The organism is Pseudohalioglobus sediminis (assembly GCF_008370495.1).
Classification (GTDB): domain Bacteria; phylum Pseudomonadota; class Gammaproteobacteria; order Pseudomonadales; family Halieaceae; genus Halioglobus.
Window position 1 is genome coordinate 207,425 of the sequence record NZ_VTUX01000002.1, and the last position, 22,176, is coordinate 229,600.

Below are 22,176 nucleotides of genomic sequence, written 5' to 3' on the forward strand. Positions count from 1 at the left end.
GCTAGGCAACACGCCCGATTGCGGTTATATTCAGCGCGCTCCCTTGGAGTGTGATACTGCTTTTTCGATACAACTATCTAATAATCGGGGTGTAGTAATGACTCAACTTATCTCTTTCAGCACTGCCATGGCAGTGTTTGCGGTATTCGTCGCCACTGGCCTGGGTTCAGTCTAGGACGGCACAGGCGCCGCCCCGTCAGGGGCGCGCGCCACCGCACAGCACGTCCGTTACCAGTTCGGTATCCATATACTCCTTCAGTTCAACTATCCGACCTTCTTTCCAGGTAAACAGGAAGTGGTATTCATTCCTGTAGTCGCGCCCGGAGACATGACGTCCCGCTGATGTCGCCTCCACCGCCACGCGATCGCCCTCTGCCGTCATGGCATGGACGGTGAAAGCCAGTCCTTCGGGGAACGCATCCAGTACACCGGCCGCGAAGCTGCGAATCTCCTCCTTACCCCGGGCCCCGGAAATCAGCGTGTTCCCCATAGTCACCACGCGCCCGTCCTCACAGTACGCGTCGGCGATTGCGTCCGCATCGGCCCGCTGCATGGCCTCGAAGAAGGCCGCGGTCAGATTTTTGTTGGTCTGTTCCAGGCTCATCTGCTCTCTCCCGTAATATTGAGAACCCAGTATAGAGGCCCGCCGCGATGGCAGCGCCCGCTGCGAAGAATTTTACGCCGCAGTTCAGAAATACCGACACCGGTCGCACTGCGACGCTTCTCTGGCATTGCCATCAATGAAATACTGTCGGTCGCACTCACCTTAACCACGGCCACACCATGCAAACCAATATTGGACTGCTGCTGAAAAAGCGCGCCGCCATCACACCCGCAAACGAGGCATTCGTGGAGTGGGAACGCCAGCGACGCTTCACCTTCCGCGATCTCAACCAGCGCTGCAACCGCGTGGCCAATACCCTGCTGGAACAGGGTATACAACCCGGCGAGCGAGTGGCGACGCTTTTGAAAAACGGCATCGAGTTCGTGGAGACCTACTTCGCCATTGCCAAGATTGGCGCGGTCATGGTGCCGGTCAACTGGCGCCTCACGCCAGCAGAAATCGCCTACATCCTGGAAGACGCCGGCGCCAGCGCCCTCGTGCACGACGCCGAGTTCGATGCCAGCATCAGTACCCTACAGCAACAGGGCTCGGACTCAGCCAGGTGTCGACTGTGGCTGCGAGTAGTTGATGAGCCCGCCAGCGCCATGACGGCTACCAGCCTGGACTACAACCAGTGTCTCGTCCGGGCCAGTGACGATGAACCGGCGGTGGGCGCCTGGGATGATGACAACCTTTTTATCATGTATACCTCGGGCACCACGGGACATCCCAAGGGCGCCGTACACAGCCACGATGGCATGCTGTGGTCACAGCTGACCAGCATGGCCACCTCGGACATGCGCGGCGACGACCGCTTCCTGCTGCCTCTGCCCATGTTCCATGTGGGCTGCCTGAACCCGGTTTCCCTGCTGGTACACCGGGGCGGCACCGGGGTCATCATGCGCGATCTGGATATGGCGCAAATGTTTAAGTGTATCGCCAGCGAACGCATCAGCATTTTCATGGCCGTGCCCGCCCTGCTGCAATTCATGTTGCAGGCCCCGGAACGGCCTGATCATGACCTGTCGTCACTGCGCTGGATTGCGACGGGTGCCGCCCCGGTGCCGGTGTCGTTGCTGCGCGCCTGGCGCGAACTGGGCATCAGCATCCACCAGGCCTATGGCCTTACCGAATCGTGCGGGCCCGGTACGCTGCTGCTCGCAGCGGACGCCGAACGCAAGGCCGGTTCCTGTGGACGGCCGCAAATGCATACCGAGGTAAAAATCGTGGATGCCCGGGGCGACGAGATCCCCCCTGGCAGCCCGGAAGCCGGGGAATTGCTACTGGCGGGCCGCCACATCATGAAGGGCTACTGGAACAATCCACAGGCCACTGCAGAAACCCTGCAGGATGGCTGGTTGCACACCGGGGATATCTGCACTGCCGACAGCGAGGGCTTCATCACCCTATGCGATCGCAAGAAAGACATGATTATCTCCGGCGGCGAGAATATCTACCCCGCGGAACTGGAAAACGTGCTCAGCGCCTGCCCCGAAGTACAGGAAGCCGCCGTGATTGGCGTGGCATCGACAAAATGGGGAGAAACGCCCCTGGCGCTGGTGGTCCCTGCGCCCGGGGCGATGCCGACCGCAGACAGCCTCCGGCAATGGTGCCGGGAGCACCTGGCGGGTTACAAAGTACCGCAACTCTATGAACTGGTAGACGCCCTGCCCCGCAACCCATCGGGAAAGCTGCTCAAGCCGCAACTGCGCGAGGCTTTCCCGGGCCCCGCGCCATTCTAGCCAGTGATTGCTTGATCAGCCCATCGCGCTAGCCGCTGGCCAGGGTGCGCTGCAGCGTGTCGGACTCGATACCGGCAAGCGTGCGATACAGGATGCCATAGGCAATCAGCAGCGCGGGCACGGTCCAGATGAAGGGGATGCCCAGCAACACCGTTGACACGGTGGTCACCACAATAGCGCCAATATCGAAGCCCAATACCTTGAACCAGTTGTGCCCGATCACCTTGCGCGATGCCTCCAGCGCCTGCCAGGGGCCCAGTTTCTTGTCTACCGCCAGCGGCATCGCCAGCTGGTAGCTGACCAGCAGGTAAATTCCCGGCAACACCAGCAGCAGGAAACCAACGAAGACCAGCACGCTCATCAGCAGGTAGGTCAGCACCAGCTTCAGCGTATTGTCGTACCAGGAGAACAGGCTCTTCGGCACCGGTTTGTGACCCAGCGCAATCGCTGTACCAAAAAAACACAGGCCCGCCGCCATGGGCAGCATCACCAGTGTTATCACCACGTTGCCAATCTGTTGCATGGCACTTGGCGGCTGCACTGTCTGCGGGTCAGGTGGCGCGCCTTCCAACAGCCCAAAAACGATGCTCAGCAGGAACACCACGGCAAAATAGAACAACATCGCCTTCCATACCAGGGCCTTGTTGCCGCTGACGCGGCCCCATGCTTCACGTGCGAGGGCGCCGAGCTCCAGCTCGTAGTCACCCGCCATGCCCCGTTCCAGTGAACCCTGCCCTGCTGTTGCGGTTTCGACTTCCATTGAGTTCTTCCTCTTGTACGCTGCTGATATACTCAATTACACCCTGCAACTATAGCACCGGACCCCGAGGACTGTTCATGAAGCGCAAGGCAAACGCCTTTTCGCGCCTGGCCCCGATCGCGTTTGCCGCCATCGCCTGTGCCTGTGCCATTGCCGAACCCGGTGCCGGCAGCAGCGAGCCGGGCGACGAAGATACCGCGGGGGAAGCGGTTTCACCCTGGCTGCTCACGCCGACCGTCAGTGCGGACCCGAAGCTGGGCACCACACTGGGCGCAGTGGCCGGATACGTCAGCGCGCTGGACCGGGGCTCAAGCCCGTCGTTGATTACCGCCTTTGCCACCTACAGTGATACCGACTCCTACGTCGGCGGCATGTTCGGGGATTTGTACTTTGGCGCGGACACGCACAAGGTCATGTTCGGCTATATCAACGGCAAGATCCGCAACGAATACGACGATTTCCTGGGCACAGGCAGAACCGTACGCACCGAGGACAACATCGAATCCCTGTTCGCACGCTACCAGCACCGCGTCGGTGATCACTGGTACCTGGGTGGCCAGTTCATCATGAGCGATTACGTGATCGGTGCCGACGGGATATTCGAGCTCATCCTCGACCAGATTGGCCTCACCGGATTCCAGTCCAATGGCATCGGACTGGTGGCCCAGTACGATACCCGCGACGACCAGCGCGATCCCACCACCGGCGATAGCTTCGTCGCCCACAATGTTGCCTACCGGGAAGGACTGGGTGGCGAGGAGTCATTTGACACCTTCACCATTAATTACAGCAACTACTGGCCCTTTGGCGACGGCCATGTGCTGGCCACCAACGCCCGTGGTCGCTGGACCGGGGACGCGCCGCTATCGGGGTATTCATCGCTGAACATGCGCGGTTATACTCGCGGCAATTACCTGGACGAGCATTACACGCACCTCAACCTGGATGCGCGCTTTCACGTACGCGGGCGCTGGGGCGCCGCGCTGTTTGGCGGGGTCGGATGCCTGTACAGTAAAGTGTCGGCCTGCAGGGAATCAGAGAGCCTGTATCCGATGCTCGGTGCGGGCATCATTTTTGACCTGAAGCCCGATGCCGGCATCGTGCTGCGACTGGATTACGCCAGGGGCGAGAGTGATAACGAGGCAATCTACCTGAGTCTGGGGCAGCCGTTCTAGATTCCTCAGGCAGCCACTTGCAGGGGCAGGCTAATCTATTTTCTAGCCATTGAACCCTATTTTATATTATTAAATATCAATAGCTTAAGAGCTTTTATTCAGGCGTTGAATTAATTCAAATAATTGATTAAAAAGCAGCACTTAACAATACCGAACAACCCCGACTACGGCCGCCGGCGAATACGGCGTCACCAGCACAAGGATCACCACACATGGCCAGTACCCATACCTACCAGCAGGACCCGCGTAACGCCGATATCCAGATCAATATCAACGGTGAACTGTTTCACCGGGACCAGGCTGTGGTGTCGGTATTCGATTCGGGCTTTATTCTCGGGGATGGCATCTGGGAGGGCCTGCGCCTGCACAACGGCGTGATCCCCTTTCTCGACAAGCACATGAAGCGGCTGTGGGAAGGCGCCAAGGCCCTGGACCTCGACCTGGCACTGACCAGGGAAGAGCTGCAGGCGCGCCTGTACCATACCGTCGATGCCAACGGCATGGACGACCACGTGCACATCAGGCTGATGGTCAGCCGCGGCATCAAGGCGACCCCCTACCAGGACCCGGCGGTGACCATCTCCGGGCCGACCATCGTCATCATACCGGAGTACAAGAATCCCGATCCGGCGCTGAATGATCGCGGCGTGAACCTGTATACCGTGTACGTCAGGCGCGGCTATGCCGATGTACAGGACCCGCGCATCAACAGTCATTCCAAGCTCAATTGCATCTTTGGCTGCATCCAGGCCGCCAAGGCCGGTGCCGACGAAGCCCTGATGCTCGACCCGCACGGTCACGTGGCGACCTGTAACTCCACCCACTTCTTTATCGTCCGTGATGGCGAGGTCTGGACCTCGTCAGGCGACTACTGCCTGGACGGCATTACCCGGCGCAACGTGATCGATTTGTGCAAGGCCAATGATATTCCGGTATACGAGAAGAACTTTTCGGTGATGCAGGCCTACGGCGCAGATGAGGCTTTTGTCACCGGCACCTTCGCCGGACTGACCCCGGTGTTCGATATCGATGGGCGTCGCATTGGCGATGGCCGTCGCGGCCCCATGGTGGACCGCTTGCAGGCACTGTACCGGGAACTGATCGGCAACGAGTGCGCGCGGGGCCGGGCATGACGCTGCGCATTGCCATGTGGTCCGGCCCGCGCAACATCTCTACCGCGATGATGCGCAGCTGGGAGAACCGGCCGGACTGCTCGGTAGTGGACGAGCCCTTCTATGCCGCCTACCTGGCCGACACCGGGCTCGAGCACCCCTGCAGGAACGAGATACTACTGACCAAGAGCACCGACTATGGCAAGGTCATTGAAGAGCTCACCAGCTATCCGGTGAATACGCCGCTGCAATACCAGAAACAGATGACACACCACATCCCGCGCGGCATGAGCATGGGCTGGTGCGCGGGCATGAAGCACTGCTTCCTGATCCGCGATCCCGCCGAGGTCATCGCCTCCTATGTGCAGAAGATGCCGGAAGTGGATGCAGACGCCATCGGCATCTGCCGGCAGGCGGAACTGTTTGCGGAAATCACCGGGCTCACCGGCGAAACACCGGCGGTTATCGATTCAAACGAGGTACTGATGGACCCGGAAGCGGTCCTGGGTAAGCTGTGCGCCTACCTGGAAGTCCCGTTTTTACCTGAGGCGATGCTGCACTGGCCCAGTGGTCGCAGGGACTCGGATGGCATCTGGGCCAGTCACTGGTACCGCAACGTGGAGCGCTCCACCGGGTTCGGGGAATACACGCCTTCCCGGCCGCAGTTGAGCGCTGCACATCGCCAGCTCGCCGCAGCCATGCAACCCTATTACGATGAGCTGTCGCGTTGGCGCCTGCGGCCCTGAGCGCGCAGCGCGGCTATTCCTGCGTGGTCACGGTATTGACCTGCTCCAGCGCCTCGGCATATTCCGACAGCAGCTGGAACATGATGTCGCGGCATGACTGCTCGGTGTTCATCTGCCCCACCACCTGACCTACCGGGTTGAACGCGATTTTCTGGCAATCGCCCACACCGGCGTAGCGATGCGTGCGGCGCACGGCGTCGAAAGTCAGGTAACCCTGCAGCGGCATCGGCAGCGCGTCGGGTGTATCTTCCCGCTCCCAGGCCTCGGTCCATTCGTTCTTGAGCATACGCGCGGTTTTACCGGTGAAGGAACGCGAGCGTACGGTGTCTTCGGAGTTCGCCGCCTTGTAAGACTCTCGCTGCGCCGGCTCGGCCTGGGCCTCGGTTGCTATCAGCCAGCGTGAGCCCATCCACACACCCTGGGCACCCATACTCATGGCGGCGAGCATCTGCCTGCCGTTGCCGATACCACCCGCAGCCAGCACCGGCAGGGGCGCAATCGCATCGACCATCTGCGGCCACAGCACCATTGAGGTGACTTCACCGGCGTGACCACCGCCCTCTGAACCCTGGCACACCACAAAGTCGAGCCCTGCTTCCTTGTGGGCAATGCCGTGCTTGAGGCGGCCGGCCAGTGCGCCGATCAGGCGACCTGCATCGTGAACCTGTTGCACGATTTCCGGGGGCGGCGTACCCAGGGCGTTGACTATCATCGCGCATTTGGGCCTGGTCAGCGCCTCATCCACCAGTGCCTGTGCCTGCTGCACGGAAAAGCTCAGGCTGACCGGGTCTTTCTCGTCGGGCCACTCGGGGACGCCAGCGTCCCGGAGCAGTTTCTCTGCAAAATCGCGATGCCGCTGCGGAATGGCTGCCTCGATCATCGCCACCAGTTCCTCGGGAGTCGACTTGTCCATGCCTTCATACTTCTGCGGGATGGCGGTATCCACTCCGTAGATGTGATCGCCAATGTGCGCATCGATCCAGTCCAGTTCCTCGCGCAATTGCTCCACGGAAAAGCCCACCGCACCCAACACGCCGATACCACCGGCCTTGGAAACCTCGACCACCACGTCGCGACAGTGAGTGAACGCAAAGACAGGGACTTCAATCCCCAATTTTTTACTGAGCTCAGTTTGCATGGCATTGCCCCCTACAGAAAAATACAGCAGCAGAATGGGGTATAAGCGCTGGCGGCGACATGGCCGAAAAGGCCGAAAGGGATGGCTTTATTGACAACTCGGGGCAGGATGCCGACCGGGCGATGCCGGTCGGTGCGCGGTAAACCTTTACAGCAGGCGCCCGCTGCTATTCGACAATCCCCAGGTCGTGGCACAGGCTCTGCAGCGTCCTGCCGATCCGCGTCTGGATACGTATCATTTCCAGCTTTGGCCAGGTAGAGCGCTCACCGGTCTTGATCAGGTTGAAGATCTCTTCTTCGGTCAGGTGCGCCAGTATCCGCGACGGGTTAAAGAAGCGGAACGGCGGGATGATATTGATATCGCCGACATAGTCCTGGTTGACGATCGCCAGTATGGTATTGGTTAACTGGTTCAGCGCCGGGCGTTTCTGCAGCGGTTTCTGCATGATCTCCGCCGAGGCGTTGAGCCATTCCCTCGCTGTGCGCGTGGCCGCGGTCTTGACCACGTCGATACGCGTATTGCGCCGCCCGGAGTCGCGCACAAAGGGAATAATGTGCGGGTTGGTCTGGCTGACAATATAGTGATTCACCCCGTACAGCCGCGCCAGTCGCTTGGCGGGCAGGTCGTCGCTCACAGCACCGTCCACCCACTTGCGCGAGGGCAGGTATTCCTTTTTATCACCGTACTTGTCGCGTGCCATCAGCGTGACCGGCGGGTACACCCCGGGTACCGCGGCCGATGCCATGATCGACTGGCGAATCAGTACATTGGGGGTGGTGGTGGCATTGAGCAGCCGGGAGGTCTGGTGCGTCTCCGCGGGGGCGATGGAGATATTCATGTGAATCCCCGTCTTGGCGAAGGCTTCCTGGAATGTCATATCGGGAACCAGGCGTTCAACGATACCCTGGATCTCGTGCACCTGCAGGATCTGCGGGCGGATACGGTGCAGCACGCTGAGACGTTGTTTCTCCATTTCAATCTGGCTGACAAGATAGGTGGGATCAAACATCTTCTGCAGTTCATCGCGGCTGTGGGTCGCGAGCATACTGCCGACGAAGGACCCGCCACTGGAGCCGGACAGGATATCGGGCAGCAGGTTCTGCTCAAGCAGCGCCTTCACCACACCGACGTGGAAATACAGCAGCATACCGGAGCCGCTCATCATCAACGCCGAGCGGCCGAAACAGTGATTGGCGCGACGGAAGAAGTCCAGTCGCTCCTCTTCCCCTATCTCGCTGTCATCGACCGTAGCGAGCAGCTGCAGCGAATCGACAATCTCCTCGACATAATCCTCGATGACCTGCTTGGTGCCGGAGCGGGCGACCTGGTAGAGCTCTGAGCGCCCCATCCCGCCCACGTTACCGTGGATGCCCTCGTTCAGCGTGAACAACAGCCCGGGATAGTCGTGGCGAGCACGCAGCGACCGCAAGCGGTCGAGCCGGCTGCGGATAGAGACGTAGTCATAAGCCGATGACTGATCACGGCGCCGCCAGTTGGCCTTGCCGGAACGTTCATCGTGCGCCAGTGCCGCCTCACGCCACTCCTGATAGGAGTCGGCCTGCAACATGGCTTTTTCGTATTTACGCAGCGCTCTCCAGCTCACAAACTACCCCTTGTCCCCAAACACCCTGGCCAGGCTGCATGTCGCAGCACTCGAGCAAACAGTTTATCACTTTGCACGCCGATTATCGCAATACGGTGCGCCCGGGTGCGGTCAGAATTCGTAGCCAGGAACGGCCCTGCAGCGGTGGCCGCTGTAGCGTCATCGAGGTCTGGCGAGGGCCTTATTCCTGCAAACTGAACAGCTGCGTATTGCCGCCCTTGGCCACGACATTGTCGGTGCGCGTTTTCTCCGTCGCGAAACGGTACAGGTAGTTTGGCCCGCCGGCCTTGGGACCGGTGCCGGAAAGCCCCATGCCACCGAAGGGGTTTACCCCGACCACGGCGCCGACGGTATTGCGGTTAATGTAGGTATTGCCGACGCGGGTGGCGGCGAAGATGTCGCGGGCGAATCCGTCTATGCGGCTGTGCACGCCCAGCGTCAGGCCGTAGCCCGAGGCATTGATCTCATCCAGAACCCTGCCCAGTTCGCTGGTGCCATAGCGAATAACATGCAGGATCGGTCCGAATACTTCCCCGGGCAACTGCGCCAAAGACTGTATTTCATAGACCTGGGGCGGCACGAAGTAACCCCCGGTGTGACTTTCATCCAGACTGCAGGCCGCCACCAGACGCCCTTCATCACGCATGCGCAGCTGGTGACGCTCCAGCATCTGTCGCGCGTCCAGGTCGATGACCGGGCCGATATCCGTGCTCAGGGCGGCTGGATCCCCGATCCGCAACTCCTGCATGGCGCCGGCGAGCATCTGCAACACGTTGTCAGCGATATCCTGCTGCAGGTAAAGCACGCGCAGTGCGCTGCAGCGCTGGCCCGCACTCTGGAAAGCCGAGGTGATAACATCGTCGACCACCTGCTCCGGTAATGCCGTCGCGTCGACGATCATGGTATTCAGGCCGCCCGTCTCCGCTATCAGCGGCACAATCGGCCCATCGCGCTCGGCCAGTTGCTGATTGATAAGCTTTGCCGTCGCTGTCGAGCCGGTAAAGGCGACACCACTGATACGCGTATCCCTGACCAGGGCGGCACCAACGCGGGCACCGTCTCCCGGGAGCAGCTGCAACACCTCCGCCGGCACACCAGCCTGCAACAGTAAAGCCACGGCACGCGCGGCGATTAACGGCGTCTGCTCGGCAGGCTTGGCGATCACGCTGTTGCCGGCGGCGAGCGCCGCCGCCACCTGGCCCACGAAGATGGCCAGCGGAAAATTCCATGGGCTGATACACAGGAATACACCACGACCGTGCAGAGACAGCTCATTGACCTCACCGGTTGGCCCCGGCAGCGGGCTCGGCGCAGAGAACAGACGGCGCGCCTGTTGCGCATAGTAGCGGCAGAAATCCACCGCCTCGCGTACCTCTGACAAGGCGTCATCGAGGGTTCGCCCCGCCTCGGCGACAATCAAGGACATCAACTGCGCCGTTTCCTGCTCCATCAGGGTGGCAGCCTGCTCCAGCACCCGGGCCCGCAGCTCTGCACCGGCCCGGTCCCATTGCAACTGTGACGCCGATGCAGTCGCCAGTGCCAGCTCAATGGCTTCGGCACCGGCCTCTACCACCTGCCCCACCGGTGTTTGCGTACTGGCCGGACTGATCACTGCGCGGCTGCTGCCCGGCTGTGTACTGCCGTTGACAACTGGTGCCGCCTCGAAGGCACGCTCCCTGCTGGCCTCGACCTCCTGCAGCAGCGGCAGCACCACCAGTGGTTCGGCGAGATCGAGGCCTGCGGCGCTCTGCCAGGGCCATGTCTCATCGCGATACAGCTCCCTGGGTGCTGGAATGCGTCCGTGGCGCCCGTGCGGGTTCTCCCGCGTCTCTGCAACCGGGTCCCGGAGCAGCTCCCCCGGCGCCACCTTCGCATCGAGGAAGCGATTGACAAACGAACTATTGGCGCCATTTTCCAGCAATCGACGCACCAGGTATGGCAGCAGGTCGCGATGGTTGCCCACCGGTGCGTAAACGCGCAGCGCCGTGTCCGGCGCGCCGGCCTGCACCTGCTCGTACAATAAATCGCCCATGCCGTGCAGGCGCTGGAACTCGAACTCTCTTCCATCGCGCGTCAGCTCCTGCACCATGGCCACGGTGTAGGCGTTGTGTGTGGCGAACTGCGGGTAGATGTCGTCCTGGGCCGCGAGCAGGATCTCGGCACAGACCTGGTAGGACAGATCGGAATGGCACTTGCGCGTGAATACCGGGTAATCGCTGACACCCAGTTCCTGTGCGTGCTTGATTTCACCGTCCCAGTAGGCACCTTTGACCAGGCGCACCATCAGCCGCCGATTGCATTCCCTGGCCAGCTGCACCAGCCAGTGCGACACCTCGGTGGCGCGCTTCTGGTACGCCTGCAAAACGAAACCGAGGCCGTCCCAGCCGGCCAGCTCGGGGTCGGCGGCCAGTGCTGCAAAGATGTCCAGCGACAGGTCCAGACGATCACACTCCTCGGCATCGATACTGAAACCGATGTTGCCGGAGCGTGCCGCCACGGCGAGTGCCTTGACTCGCGGCAACAGCTCGTTCATCACCCTGCGCTTCTGGCGATATTCGTAGCGCGGGTGCAGTGCAGAAAGCTTCACCGATATCCCGTTGGCTTCCAGGACACTGGCCGAGCTGTCGGCAGCAACGATACGCTCGATGGCACTGGCATAGGCGTCAAAGTAGCGTCGCGCGTCCTCGTCGGTGCGCGCGCCCTCCCCCAACATGTCAAAGGAAAACCGCGTGCCCGGCCGGTTGTCGGCAATACCGCGCTGAATGGCTTCTTCGATGGTCCTGCCCAGCACATACTGGCCGCCCATGATACGCATGGCCTGCAGCACGGCGCGGCGCACTACCGGCTCGCCGATGGACGACACCAGGCGCTTCATCCACGAGCCGGTGTTGCCGGTGATATCCTCGTCGAGATTGACCACCTTGCCGGTGAGCATCAGGCCCCAGACGGATGCGTTGACGAAACGGGAACCGGACCGGCCCTTGTGTGCAGCCCAGTCCCCGGAGCGGATTTTCTCGGCAATCAGGCGATCCGCGGTGTCTTCGTCCGGCACCCGCAACAGCGACTCCGCCAGGCACATCAGCGCGATGCCTTCCTTGTTGGAAAGACCGAACTCCTGCAGGAAAGCGTCCAGCGTACCGGCGCGATCGCTCCTGCCGCGACACTGTTCGACCAGGGCCACGGCGTGCTCGTGCACGCGCGCCGCGCGCGCATCCTTGATCGAGGTGGCACCGAGCAGCTCCCGCACGACCTCCGGTTCAGCGGCATGTGTGGCGGCGCGGATCTGTTGCCTCAGGGCATCCAATTGTTCGCTCACTGCAATCATCCTCTTGACAAGAAACCGCACCGACTCACCCGCAGGCCGCTCCATCGCGCGGGGGCAAGCGCCTCGACGCTACACCCTCCCTGGCCGGGTCGGAAAACACGAAAAGTAGCACACAGCTTGCATGCGAACCATGTCAGGCACGTGATAATCGCACCCCAGGCATGACGCAGGAACGGGAGCCCCGAGCAGCCATCCGGTGTGTCATCCGTCGTTTCCAACCCTCTCCATACTCGACAGCCCCGGGTTAGCGCCGTCGTCAACGGCTCAGGCCGGGAAAGTCGACATCACGCTTGCGCGACACCTGCGCTTGCGGCAACGTGCACCTGACGCACCAGGGAACACCACACCATGCTCAAAGACGAGGACCTGCTGGAACTGTTGCTGGCCCAATGCCAGCAAGGCGACTATGCCCCGCGCTGCGATGTCATCCGGCCCGGTGACCCTTCAGACACACTGTATTACGTGGTAGAGGGTTCGCTGTCGGTGCAGGTCCGTGACGACAGCGGGCAGGCATTTGTACTGGCCTACCTGCACCAGGGCGATTTCCTTGGCGAACTGGGCGTCTTCCTGGACACACCCGTGCGCAATGTCCATGTCAAGACACGAACCGAGAGCAAGCTCGCGAAGATTCAATACGCGCGGCTGCAGGAACTGTTACAGGGTGAACTGGCGTCACGCCGTGCAGATTACCTGCGCATGTTCGGCGAACACCTTGCGCGCAGGCTGATGCAGGCGGAACGCAAAACCGGCGACCTGGCATTGCTGGACGTCACCGGGCGCATAGCGCGCGTGCTGCTTGACCTGGCGGAACAACCGGATGCCTATACCCACGCCGAAGGCGTGCGCGTCAACGTCACCCGCACCGAGATCGCGCGCCTGAGCGCTTGCTCCAGGGAGATGGCAGGCCGCTGCCTGCGCGATCTCGAAGCACGGCAACTGATCGTCAGTGAAGGCCGCAGTATTATCGTCAAAGGTGCCGGCAAAGCCACTGCGCTGCTCGAAGACGTGTAGCAGGCAGCGCGCGGATCTAGGCCGGCTGCGCGCCACCGCCCAGTTCCGGCACGGCCCGTCGAATCACGGCGAGGTAACCCGTAGCCAGGGCATTCTCGTGCCCCTGGTAAAAACCGCGCTCCTTGAGCAGGCGGTGCAATGCCGGCAGTTTATGCGCCGGCACGCTGGCCAGCAGGTGATGCTCCAGGTGGTAATTGACAAAATTGGGGCAAAACACCAGGCGCTCCAGCGGGTTGGCATAGGTGGTACGGGTGTTGCTGCGCGGGTCCAGGTCATAGAGGTCCGGCACATTGCCGTGCTCGGCGACCTGCCGGATGCGCGCGATCAGCGGGTAGGCGGTAAAGTACGCCACCACCCACAACAGGTAGTAGGCGCCGAAGCCCAGAGCCACCAGCAACAGCAGCAGGCACAGGTTGACCAGCAGGCCGCGCCGTTCGGCGTGCGTTCTCTCACCTTCCCTCAGCATCAGGTTGCGCCCCTTGCCGCCAAACACACTGCGAATCAGCTGCAGGCCGGTCTGCCCGCTCAGGTCGCGCTTGATCTTGCGCAGGAAGCTGGCGCGTGTCACCGGGTAGGCACGATAGTTGGGCAGGTCGGGATCGTTTTCCGTTCCCGCGTGGCGGTGATGTTCGCGGTGGGATGCACCGTAGGCCGTCACATCGCCCAGAACCGGGTAGGCACAGAGCCACTGCCCCACCAGATCATTGAGTTTCTGCGTCCTGAACAGGGTTTTGTGGCCGGCCTCGTGCATCAATACCGCCAGCCCCAGCTGCCTGCCACCCAGCAGAATGACAGCGAGCAGCAGTGTCAAAGGGTTGGTCCAGACAATGGTCACAGCGAAAATGGTCGCAATCAGCAGCCAGTTCCAGGCGACCAGCCAAGCCCCGGCGACGTCACTGCGACGGGTGAATGCGCGAATTTCCTCTTTGTCCAGATAGTCGCTGGCTTTCATTTGGTCACTCCAGGGCTGATATTGCTTCGACACCAGACTAAATGTAACACATATCGCGCATATTGAAACTTTACTGTTACAATCAGGCGATGCAACAGGACGCGACATGAAGCAATCCAGCCAGCAGGCGCCCGCGGCGAAACGCCTCATCCTGTCTCTGCTCAGTGCGCCGGACCTGGGTGAGGCCAGCATCGCCTCGCTGGAGCAATGGGGAGCGCTGTTCGACATTGATGCGGCCGCCATCCGCGTCACCGTGGGCCGGCTGAAACGCCAGGGCCTGCTGGCGTCCCCGCGCCGGGGCGTCTATGTGATTGGCCCGAAAGGGCGCATCATGGCCGACACCGCCCGGGACTGGGTTAACGTGGAACGTCGCATCGGGTACTGGGATGGTGACTGGATACTGGCGCACTGTGCACACCTGGGCCGGGGCAATCGCACGGCGCTGCGGGCCCGGGAGCGGGCTTTGCGACTGAACGGGTTTGCAGAGTACGCCGCCGGGCTGTGGATACGGCCGTCGAACCTGGCAGAGCCCCTAACCGCAACACAACAACGACTGATCACGCTGGGCATGGAAGCAGATGCCGTGATCAGCCGGGCCACGGAAATAGCCGGCGTCAATGCCGAGGCACTGTTCGCACTGTGGCCGGGTGATGCCATCGAATCCGCCTACCGATACCACTGCGAGGCGATGACCGCGAGCCTGGCGCGACTGGGCAAACTGCCACTGGCCGACGCCGCTCGCGAAACAATACAGGTTGGTGAGGCCGTGATCAGGCAGATCAATTCCGACCCGCTGCTGCCCGACCCCATCGTCGACGCCGCCGCTCGCAGCCGGATGATTGCGCAGATGCTGGTCTACGATCGGGCCGGGCGCAACATCTGGCAGCGCCTGATCGAGGCTTCAGGAGCCGGCCTCGATTCACCGTAATGGATCTATGCCGGTTGTCCCGACTGCCCGCCCCCATTCTCTACCAGTCCCCTCAGGGTGAGGCGGTAAACCGGCGCGCCCTGGGCCAGCATGATAGGTTCTATGTCCGCGTACAGGTCAGCGTAACGATAGAAGGGTACGCGCGGAAACAGATGGTGAATGGAGTGATAGTTCTGGTATCCCCAGGCGACCGTGAGCCACTGCTGCAACGGGCCGGGTAGGAGGATAGTAGAGGTATCCACGTAGCGGCCTACCTTGTTGTGAGGGCGATGCACGATATAGGCGAACAGGTACAGCAGCAGTACGATACCCAGCGACCAGCCGACAACGAACAAGGCAAAGGCTTCCAGCCAATAGCCTGCCAGCACCAGGGCCACCCGCGGCAGGATCGCCGCAGCAACTTCCAGGCAGAGGTAGACATTCTGCCGCAGGGGGCCTTTGGACCAGCGATGGCGCAGATAATACCGGTACTGGACCGTCAGTAACTGCAGGGCGGCTGCGAGCGCAGCGCGCGGTGACTGCCGCATCTGCGCCACGTGATAGTCCGGGTCCTGTTCCGGCTCGTTGGTATGCCGGTGATGTGCCAGGTGCTCGTGGCGATGCGCGGTCAGGGGGATCATCATAATCCAGGCGGCGCCGTAGCCGAGGGCCTCATTCACCCAGCGCAATCGCGGGTGGCTGCCACTGATACAACCGTGCACCGACTCGTGGGCGACGGTGTAGGCGCAATAGGTCAGGCCGGCGATCATCGGCGTGGCCAGCCACAGTGAGAGCGTGCCTGTCACGGCCAGCGCCACCGTTGCCAGGTAGCCGAAGAACGTCGCCAGTGCCAGCAGCACCGTGGGCCAGGCGAAGTCACCCATATAGTGCCGTGCTCGCGCCAGCGCTGCCGCATCCGCACTCTCTTGTTTGCTCATCAACCTGCTCCCCGCTCATTTGGCTATGAGTAAAGACTTTGCCGTAGCTGCCTCCGCCTTGTGAGTGCAGAACTCGCCAGAAAGGTGTCATAATTCGCCAAAAGCGGAGTCCAAGCATTGGAAAAGATCAGCCCTGTGTACGCACGCCTGATTTTGCGAGAGGTAGTGCGTCGCGATATAAACCCCGCCCCGCTATTCTGCGGCGCCTCGATAACGCGGGAGCAGCTGCTTGGCGGTGGCGATATCAGCATGGCGGACTTCCTGCACATACTGCGCACCGGGCACGAGATCACCGGTGACGATCAGCTGGGTTTTATACTGGGGCGCAACATGCCGGTATTTGCCCTCGGTGAGGTGGGCGCAGGCATGGCCGTAGCGCCGACACTGCGAGAGGGCCTACAGCTGATGGAAGCGCATTCGCGCCTGCACGCCAGCTACGTCGTTGTCCGCATTCGTTCGACCTTCCACGGACTGACAGCATCCATCGGCTACCATCAAGACACGGATAACCTTGAGCGCTTTCATACAGAAACGGCAATGCTGATTCTGCAGCGCTACGCCGAGTCACTACTTGACCATGTGCTGGCGGATGCCAGCTATCGCCTGACCATAGCGGAACCTGACAACAGTCACGTGTACCGCAGTGCACTGCACGGAAGCGTCAGTTTCGCAGCAGCGGCGAACGAGGTGGACATTCCACGCCGCTGGCTCGACCTGCCCTCCCCCTATTTCCACCCCGAACTCTGGCGGCAGGCCTGCCTTGACCTTTCACGCCGGCTGGCGGACACCGCCAGTGCCAACGCAGCACCCTACAGTGACCACGTCGCTGCCTTGCTGCGCAGCAGTGAACCACCGCTTCCTGACCTGGTCACGGTGGCCTCCTCACTCTGCGTCTCGGAACGCACCCTGAACCGGCGATTGCAGCAGGAGGGGCAGAGTTTTCGGCAATTGAAGACCGAGGCGCTGGCGGCGCGGGCCAGGCACTATCTCCGCAACAGCAACGACAGCATCGAGTCCATCGCGGCAACGCTTGGTTACCAGGACACCGCCAATTTCCGTCGCGCCTTTCGCAACAATGAGGGCTGCACACCCAACCACTACCGCCAGCGGGCGCAGAAAACAGGATAGAAAACATGCCGGATTACCAACCCGTGCCACTGCCAGACTGGCAAAGTTACAGCGATGACGAGATGCGCCGGCGCGCCAAAGACTATCTCGAAGATATCCAGCGCCGCCACTCGGTGCGGGCCTTCAGCGATAAACCCGTGCCCAGGGACATCATTGAGGCCTGCATACGCGCCGCCGGCTCGGCACCGAGCGGCGCAAACCACCAGCCATGGCACTTCGTTTGTGTTTCAGACGCGGAGACCCGGCGCAAGATACGTATCGCCGCCGAGCACGAAGAGGCCGAATTCTACAGCGGTCGCGCCGGGGAGGACTGGCTGGAGGACCTGGACAAGCTGGGCACGGACCAGCACAAGCCCTTCCTGGAAACTGCACCGTGGTTAATCGCCATATTCCTGCAACGATCCGGCGTGGATGCGGATGGCAATAAACAGAAAAACTATTACATGTCGGAATCCGTGGGTATCGCCACCGGCTTTCTCCTCAACGCACTGCATCGCGCCGGACTGGCCACGCTGACCCACACGCCCAACCCGATGAAGTTCCTCTCGGAAATACTGCAACGGCCAGCGACAGAGCGGCCCTATATGCTGCTGGTGGTGGGCCACCCGGCTGATGACGCCACGGTACCGGGCGCCGCACTGCAAAAAAAATCGCTGGATGAGATAGCGAGCTTCGTCTGAGGGCCGTCAACCGCGGCGCTACGGGAAACAGCGGCGCGGTGGTGCGCATCAGGCCCCTGCAGAAAAGCCCTGGAACGCCATCGGTATCGCCCTGATATCTTCGATCACCTGCGCGGGCAGCCTGCCCGGCATCTCGTAAGACGCGCTGTCGGATACGGCGTCGGCCAGACCGGCAAACCGGCTTTCAATCTGCGTAGCGATCTGGTCATGGCGACCGATGGCGCAAAACAGTTGCAACACGTCATCGCTTATGACCGCAGGCATATCGCGCCACTGTGACTGCCTGGCCATGGCATTGAGTTGTTCGCCCACGTCCAGCAGGTCATGCTGCTCCAGCACCGGCCAGTAGGCGCGGGTGGAGCCATAGAAGGCGATGCGCTGGCGGTGGAACTCTATGCTGCGCTCAACCTCTGCGTCCGTCGCGCCGGTTACCACGAAACCACCACCACTGACCTGCAGCGATGCCCGGTTGCGACCGGCCCGGTCAAGGCCGGTCTGCAGCTGCGGCAGTACGGCGTTCTGGAAATACTTGCGCGTGCAAAACGCATGCAAGCGCACCCCGTCTGCCACCTCGCCGGCGAGCCGCAACATGGCTGGCCCCACCGCCGCCATGGTGACAGGCGGTGGCGAAAACGGCATTGCCTCCGGGGTGAAATTCGGCGTCATCAGGGTAAAGCGGTAGTGCTCGCCATCAAATGCCAGCGGCGCACCTGTTTTCCAGCTCCGCCATATCGCCCGCAGTGCGCCGATGTACTCTTTCAGGCGCGGCACCGGGGCAGACCACGGCACGGAAAAACGTCGCTCGTTATGCCCCTTTACCTGCGTGCCCAGTCCAAGCTCGAAACGCCCTTTACTGGCCGCTTGCAGGTCCCAGCCGAGATTGGCCATGACCATGGGACTGCGCGGGAACGCAATCGCCACACCGGTACCCAGGCGCAGTCGATCACTGTTTACCGCCGCTACACCCAGCGGCAGGAACGGGTCGTGACGGTTTTCCTGGGTGAGCACGCCGTCGTAGCCGGCGTGCTCGAGGCGCTGGATCTCGCCGGCTACGGCTCGCAGCTCATCCTGCACCAGCGTGGTGTAGATCTGCACGTCTTTGCTGCCGCGAGCTAGGGCTTGCGGAAGACCAGTGTCATGCGTTCACTCTCGCCCGCCGCCGTCAACGCGGCCTTTTGCGCATCCGATTCAACTTTGTGCAGCGTTGGCGGCAGGCTCCAGACGCCGTGCTCGTGGCGCTTGGTGTCCAGCGGGTTACGGTTGAAGAAACCCTCAGCTTCGAGGACGAAGCCGGCACGGGTAGCCATTGCCACAACGTAGTCGCGACCGACGTAGCCAATATTGCGCGACATCCAGTCCTGGTCCGCATCGGCCATGTGCTGCACCACGCCCAGCTTGCCGCCTGGCTTGAGGATAGCGTAGAAGTGTTCAAAGGCCGCCGGCGCGATACCGGAGCGCACCATACCGTGGGCGCTGCGGAAGGTCACGACGCGGTCGACACTGTTATCCGCCGCCGCGGGCTTGACCAGCGTATCGGCCTCCTCATCGAACATGAGCGAGGTGACCTCGACCTTGCCGTAAACGTCCGGCGTATCTTTCATCTTCTGTTCAAAGCGCTCGCGCCCACGCGGACGGTAATCTGCCTGGGTATCACTGCTGTCGTAGTGCGCAGCGATCAACTTGCCGTTATCGCGCAGGTAAGGCGCTAGAATTTCCGTATACCAACCGCCGCCCGGCCAGACTTCAACCACGGTATGCCCGGGCTGGATGTCGAACAATTTCAGGGTTTGCACGGGATTGCGGTACTTGTCGCGCGCTTTATTGGCCTCGGCGCGATGTTCGCCGGCGACCGCTGCCTCCAGTGCGGCGTCGTCAGCGTGAACCGCCGGCATTATGGCAATTGCCAGCAGTGCAGCAAAAATCCTTGTTCTCATTGTGTATTTCTCCGCTTGGTCATTAGGAAATTCGGACTGTCGGGGAGGTTACAGGTACTGTTGCCTGCGGATCAAGCGCGTGCCCTGCTTATGGCCCTGTGCCGTGGCAACCTGGCCTGCCGGGAACGCGAGCGTGCATCTCCCCAACCAGTTTGGTACGCCGGGCGGCCCAGCCCGGTTCAAACCGCCTGGCCACCGCGGCCGCATGTAAACCAAGCGTATGTGGACGCCTCAGCGTGGAGTTCAGCCCAGGAAGTCCATCGCATCCAGGTCCAGGCAATGCTGGAAATGACGCTGCGCCATGGTCAGGAACATCCTGTCGCTGCGCTCTCCCGCCGCCGCGAAGCAGGCTCCCAGGATGGTGATCATCAATCCGTGCATTGACTGTAGCCGGTACTGATTCCAGCAGTCATCGAGGCTCAACTTCACGCCCAGACGCGCGAGTTCATCGCGGTACTCGGCGACAACATCCCGCTCCCACTGCCGCCGCTGCGCCGTGTCGACACTGCCGCCCATAAAGTAGGCGAGATCGGTGAGCGGACTGTGTTCCGAGATGGTCTGCCAGTCCACGGTACATGCCATATCGCCATCGAAGAGGATGTTTTCGCTACGGAAATCCCCGTGCACCAGGGTCTTGGGGCCGGCATAGTGGCACGCGAACCTGACGTGATTGTTAACGTAATGCTCGCCGAACTGTTTCGCGCTGGCATCCAGTGAATCACCGAAACGCTGCAGGAACGTCGGCCAGAACTGTTGCAGAAAGTCCTGCCCGACCTTTGCGCCTTCCGGTTCGGTACTCTTCACCACGAAATCGCAGGCCTTGAGGCTGTCGTCGTCGTAGAAGGCCGACGCCAGCCTGGCTGCCTGTTTCAACGCTACCTGTGTGCGGGCCAGTGTCTCGCCGACAAGCTGGCTACCGGGCTCCGCCGGTGCCATGTCTTCCATCACGATAATGAAATCCATGCGGTCTTCGCTGATTTCGTTGGCAAAGATTTCCGGCGTGCGGATGCTGGTTTTGTCGGCGAGATGGCGGTAAAACATCACCTCGTTGAAATAGGCGCCCTGCGCACCCGCCATCATTCGCGCGGTTTCATCTGCAGCCGGGAACTTGACGATCACCGAGGCCGGGGCCTCAGTCTCAAGGCCCTCATAGCAGAGCTGGAAACGCGCGTTATCGCCCATCTTGCCGGTACCGATGATCGTGTAGTCCACGTCGGTGACGCGGCCTTCAGGGAGCCGGCCGGATTCATGCAAAGCGCGCGTAAACCATTCCGCAGTGATTTCCGCGGGTTTTGTCACGATATCTACCATTGCGATTACGCCTCTGCTGTCTTGATTCTTCGGTATTCTTCTATCACCGGAGCAAATTCATCCGGCGTGGAGGCGTGGATGCAGACCTCGTCAGCGCCGTGCCCTAACTCCTCGTGAATACGGCGCGCACATGCCTCCGGCGTCCCTGTGGCCACCGCTGACAACCACTCTTGCGGGATCAACTTCTCCAGCGCTTCGAGTTGTTCGAGCGTCGCCACGCTGTCGATGCCACCGAGCATGGAGCTCACCAGGGCGTCGGCCCTGAACTGCGTCAGCACTTCGGCATCCCAGTCGTTCAACTCCACCAATAATTCCGCATACCCGGGTGCCTGCATATAGGTGGCCATCCGCGCCACTATCTTACGCAGGTAGTCCTCCCGGGACGGGTTCACCACGGTGGCCATTACCGTGCAGATTTTCACATCATCGATGCAACGACCCGCTTGTTCTGCTCCCTGTTGAACCGCCTGCTTCGCCCTGTGGAGGCCATCAGGGGTGATAAAGGTATGCAGGTGCACGCCGTCAAAATGCTTGCCGGCGAACACCAGGCTCTTGGGGCCAAAGCCGACAAAGTAGATCGGGATATGTGCATCCAGCCAGTCTCCCGGGCTGAGATAGGGAAGATTGCCCATCGGCCCCTCGTAGGAGACGATCTTCTCCCCCCGCCACAGACGGCGCAGGATATCGAGCCCGTCCACCATTTGCCTGTTGGTCACGGTACCGAGCCCCATCAGCTGGTTGCGAATGGCGACGCCGCGAGCCAGGCCCAGCTCGAATCGACCTGCGGACATATAGTGCAGCGAACTGCACATGGTCGCCAGCACCATCGGGTGGCGGGTATGGATATTGGTCGCCGCGGTGGCGACATGAATGCGCTCGGTTACTGCCAGTGCCGCCGAGCAGATCACGCCGGCGTCTTTCACATCGAAACGCTCGGACAACCAGGCCTTACCCAGACCAAGGTCCTCCGCCCGCCTGACCTCGTCGAGGGCATCGACAGGTGTGCGGGTGTGCCCCGGAAGCAGGTAACAACTCAGTTCAGGAAATTCTTGCTGTGACATCGGGTGTACATCTCTCATTTTGTAGTATCAGTTGTCAGTGCTGCGGCGC

The 22,176-nt window shown here is 61.4% G+C and carries 19 protein-coding genes; 8 read left to right on the forward strand and 11 right to left on the reverse strand.

Annotated elements, in window-relative coordinates:
- Positions 1–196: 196 nt before the first annotated feature.
- Positions 197–604, reverse strand: coding sequence for a nuclear transport factor 2 family protein (locus tag F0M18_RS04925; protein ID WP_149610296.1), 408 nt, complete (start codon positions 602–604; stop codon positions 197–199).
- A gap of 179 nt (positions 605–783) precedes the next feature.
- On the opposite strand from F0M18_RS04925, the gene F0M18_RS04930 reads away from it, so the two are divergent.
- Positions 784–2,346: an acyl-CoA synthetase gene (locus F0M18_RS04930; protein ID WP_149610297.1), complete on the forward strand. Its 1,563-nt coding sequence runs from the start codon at positions 784–786 to the stop codon at positions 2,344–2,346.
- Positions 2,347–2,374: 28 nt separating this feature from the next.
- On the opposite strand, the gene F0M18_RS04935 is transcribed toward F0M18_RS04930, so the two are convergent.
- Positions 2,375–3,106, reverse strand: a complete 732-nt coding sequence (locus F0M18_RS04935; protein ID WP_188109597.1) for a DUF975 family protein — start codon at positions 3,104–3,106, stop codon at positions 2,375–2,377.
- Positions 3,107–3,183: 77 nt separating this feature from the next.
- Here F0M18_RS04935 and F0M18_RS04940 point away from each other — a divergent pair, with 77 nt between their 5' ends.
- The 3 genes from F0M18_RS04940 to F0M18_RS04950 all read left to right on the forward strand — a co-directional run bounded on the left by F0M18_RS04940 (position 3,184) and on the right by F0M18_RS04950 (position 6,139).
- Complete coding sequence (locus F0M18_RS04940; protein ID WP_188109598.1) at positions 3,184–4,281, forward strand: BamA/TamA family outer membrane protein; 1,098 nt, start codon at positions 3,184–3,186, stop codon at positions 4,279–4,281.
- 212 nt (positions 4,282–4,493) lie between these two features.
- Positions 4,494–5,414, forward strand: a complete 921-nt coding sequence (locus tag F0M18_RS04945; RefSeq protein WP_149610300.1) for an aminotransferase class IV — start codon at positions 4,494–4,496, stop codon at positions 5,412–5,414.
- Positions 5,411–6,139 carry a sulfotransferase-like domain-containing protein gene (locus tag F0M18_RS04950; RefSeq protein WP_262500826.1) on the forward strand — a complete coding sequence of 243 codons (729 nt, stop codon included), beginning with the start codon at positions 5,411–5,413 and terminating at the stop codon, positions 6,137–6,139. Before F0M18_RS04945 ends, F0M18_RS04950 begins: the two co-directional genes overlap by 4 nt.
- Before the next feature lie 13 nt (positions 6,140–6,152).
- On the opposite strand, the gene F0M18_RS04955 is transcribed toward F0M18_RS04950, so the two are convergent.
- The 3 genes from F0M18_RS04955 to putA all read right to left on the reverse strand — a co-directional run bounded on the left by F0M18_RS04955 (position 6,153) and on the right by putA (position 12,196).
- Positions 6,153–7,277: an NAD(P)H-dependent flavin oxidoreductase gene (locus F0M18_RS04955; RefSeq protein WP_149610301.1), complete on the reverse strand. Its 1,125-nt coding sequence runs from the start codon at positions 7,275–7,277 to the stop codon at positions 6,153–6,155.
- Between the two features lie 166 nt (positions 7,278–7,443).
- Positions 7,444–8,880: a DUF3336 domain-containing protein gene (locus tag F0M18_RS04960; RefSeq protein WP_262500827.1), complete on the reverse strand. Its 1,437-nt coding sequence runs from the start codon at positions 8,878–8,880 to the stop codon at positions 7,444–7,446.
- A 181-nt stretch (positions 8,881–9,061) separates the two neighbouring features.
- Positions 9,062–12,196, reverse strand: a complete 3,135-nt coding sequence (putA, locus tag F0M18_RS04965) for a bifunctional proline dehydrogenase/L-glutamate gamma-semialdehyde dehydrogenase PutA (RefSeq protein ID WP_262500828.1) — start codon at positions 12,194–12,196, stop codon at positions 9,062–9,064.
- 357 nt (positions 12,197–12,553) lie between these two features.
- Between putA and F0M18_RS04970 the strand changes: the two genes are divergently transcribed.
- Entirely contained in the window at positions 12,554–13,216 is a 663-nt protein-coding gene (locus F0M18_RS04970) for a cyclic nucleotide-binding domain-containing protein (RefSeq protein WP_149610303.1), read from the forward strand.
- Between the two features lie 16 nt (positions 13,217–13,232).
- Here F0M18_RS04970 and F0M18_RS04975 read toward each other — a convergent pair whose 3' ends face one another.
- Positions 13,233–14,168: a fatty acid desaturase family protein gene (locus tag F0M18_RS04975; RefSeq protein WP_149610304.1), complete on the reverse strand. Its 936-nt coding sequence runs from the start codon at positions 14,166–14,168 to the stop codon at positions 13,233–13,235.
- Positions 14,169–14,274: 106 nt separating this feature from the next.
- Here F0M18_RS04975 and F0M18_RS04980 point away from each other — a divergent pair, with 106 nt between their 5' ends.
- Positions 14,275–15,096 carry a PaaX gene (locus F0M18_RS04980; protein WP_149610305.1) on the forward strand — a complete coding sequence of 274 codons (822 nt, stop codon included), beginning with the start codon at positions 14,275–14,277 and terminating at the stop codon, positions 15,094–15,096.
- Positions 15,097–15,101: 5 nt separating this feature from the next.
- Here the strand turns inward: F0M18_RS04980 and F0M18_RS04985 are convergent, their stop codons facing one another.
- Entirely contained in the window at positions 15,102–16,013 is a 912-nt protein-coding gene (locus F0M18_RS04985; protein ID WP_149610306.1) for a fatty acid desaturase family protein, read from the reverse strand.
- Between the two features lie 117 nt (positions 16,014–16,130).
- Between F0M18_RS04985 and F0M18_RS04990 the strand changes: the two genes are divergently transcribed.
- Both F0M18_RS04990 and F0M18_RS04995 read left to right on the forward strand, forming a co-directional pair.
- A complete protein-coding gene (locus tag F0M18_RS04990) occupies positions 16,131–17,141 on the forward strand; it encodes a helix-turn-helix domain-containing protein (RefSeq protein WP_149610307.1) in 1,011 nt (336 codons plus the stop codon).
- 5 nt (positions 17,142–17,146) lie between these two features.
- The gene (locus F0M18_RS04995) at positions 17,147–17,821 is read left to right on the forward strand and encodes a nitroreductase family protein (RefSeq protein ID WP_149610308.1); all 675 of its coding nucleotides are present in this window, start codon (positions 17,147–17,149) and stop codon (positions 17,819–17,821) included.
- 48 nt (positions 17,822–17,869) lie between these two features.
- Here the strand turns inward: F0M18_RS04995 and F0M18_RS05000 are convergent, their stop codons facing one another.
- The 4 genes from F0M18_RS05000 to F0M18_RS05015 form a co-directional block, all read right to left on the reverse strand.
- Positions 17,870–18,916, reverse strand: coding sequence for a TIGR03617 family F420-dependent LLM class oxidoreductase (locus F0M18_RS05000; RefSeq protein ID WP_149610309.1), 1,047 nt, complete (start codon positions 18,914–18,916; stop codon positions 17,870–17,872).
- Between the two features lie 17 nt (positions 18,917–18,933).
- Positions 18,934–19,755 carry a class I SAM-dependent methyltransferase gene (locus tag F0M18_RS05005; protein WP_149610310.1) on the reverse strand — a complete coding sequence of 274 codons (822 nt, stop codon included), beginning with the start codon at positions 19,753–19,755 and terminating at the stop codon, positions 18,934–18,936.
- A 243-nt stretch (positions 19,756–19,998) separates the two neighbouring features.
- Positions 19,999–21,054, reverse strand: coding sequence for an ecdysteroid 22-kinase family protein (locus F0M18_RS05010; RefSeq protein WP_262500829.1), 1,056 nt, complete (start codon positions 21,052–21,054; stop codon positions 19,999–20,001).
- A 17-nt stretch (positions 21,055–21,071) separates the two neighbouring features.
- The gene (locus F0M18_RS05015) at positions 21,072–22,127 is read right to left on the reverse strand and encodes a TIGR03857 family LLM class F420-dependent oxidoreductase (RefSeq protein WP_149610312.1); all 1,056 of its coding nucleotides are present in this window, start codon (positions 22,125–22,127) and stop codon (positions 21,072–21,074) included.
- Positions 22,128–22,176: the final 49 nt, after the last annotated feature.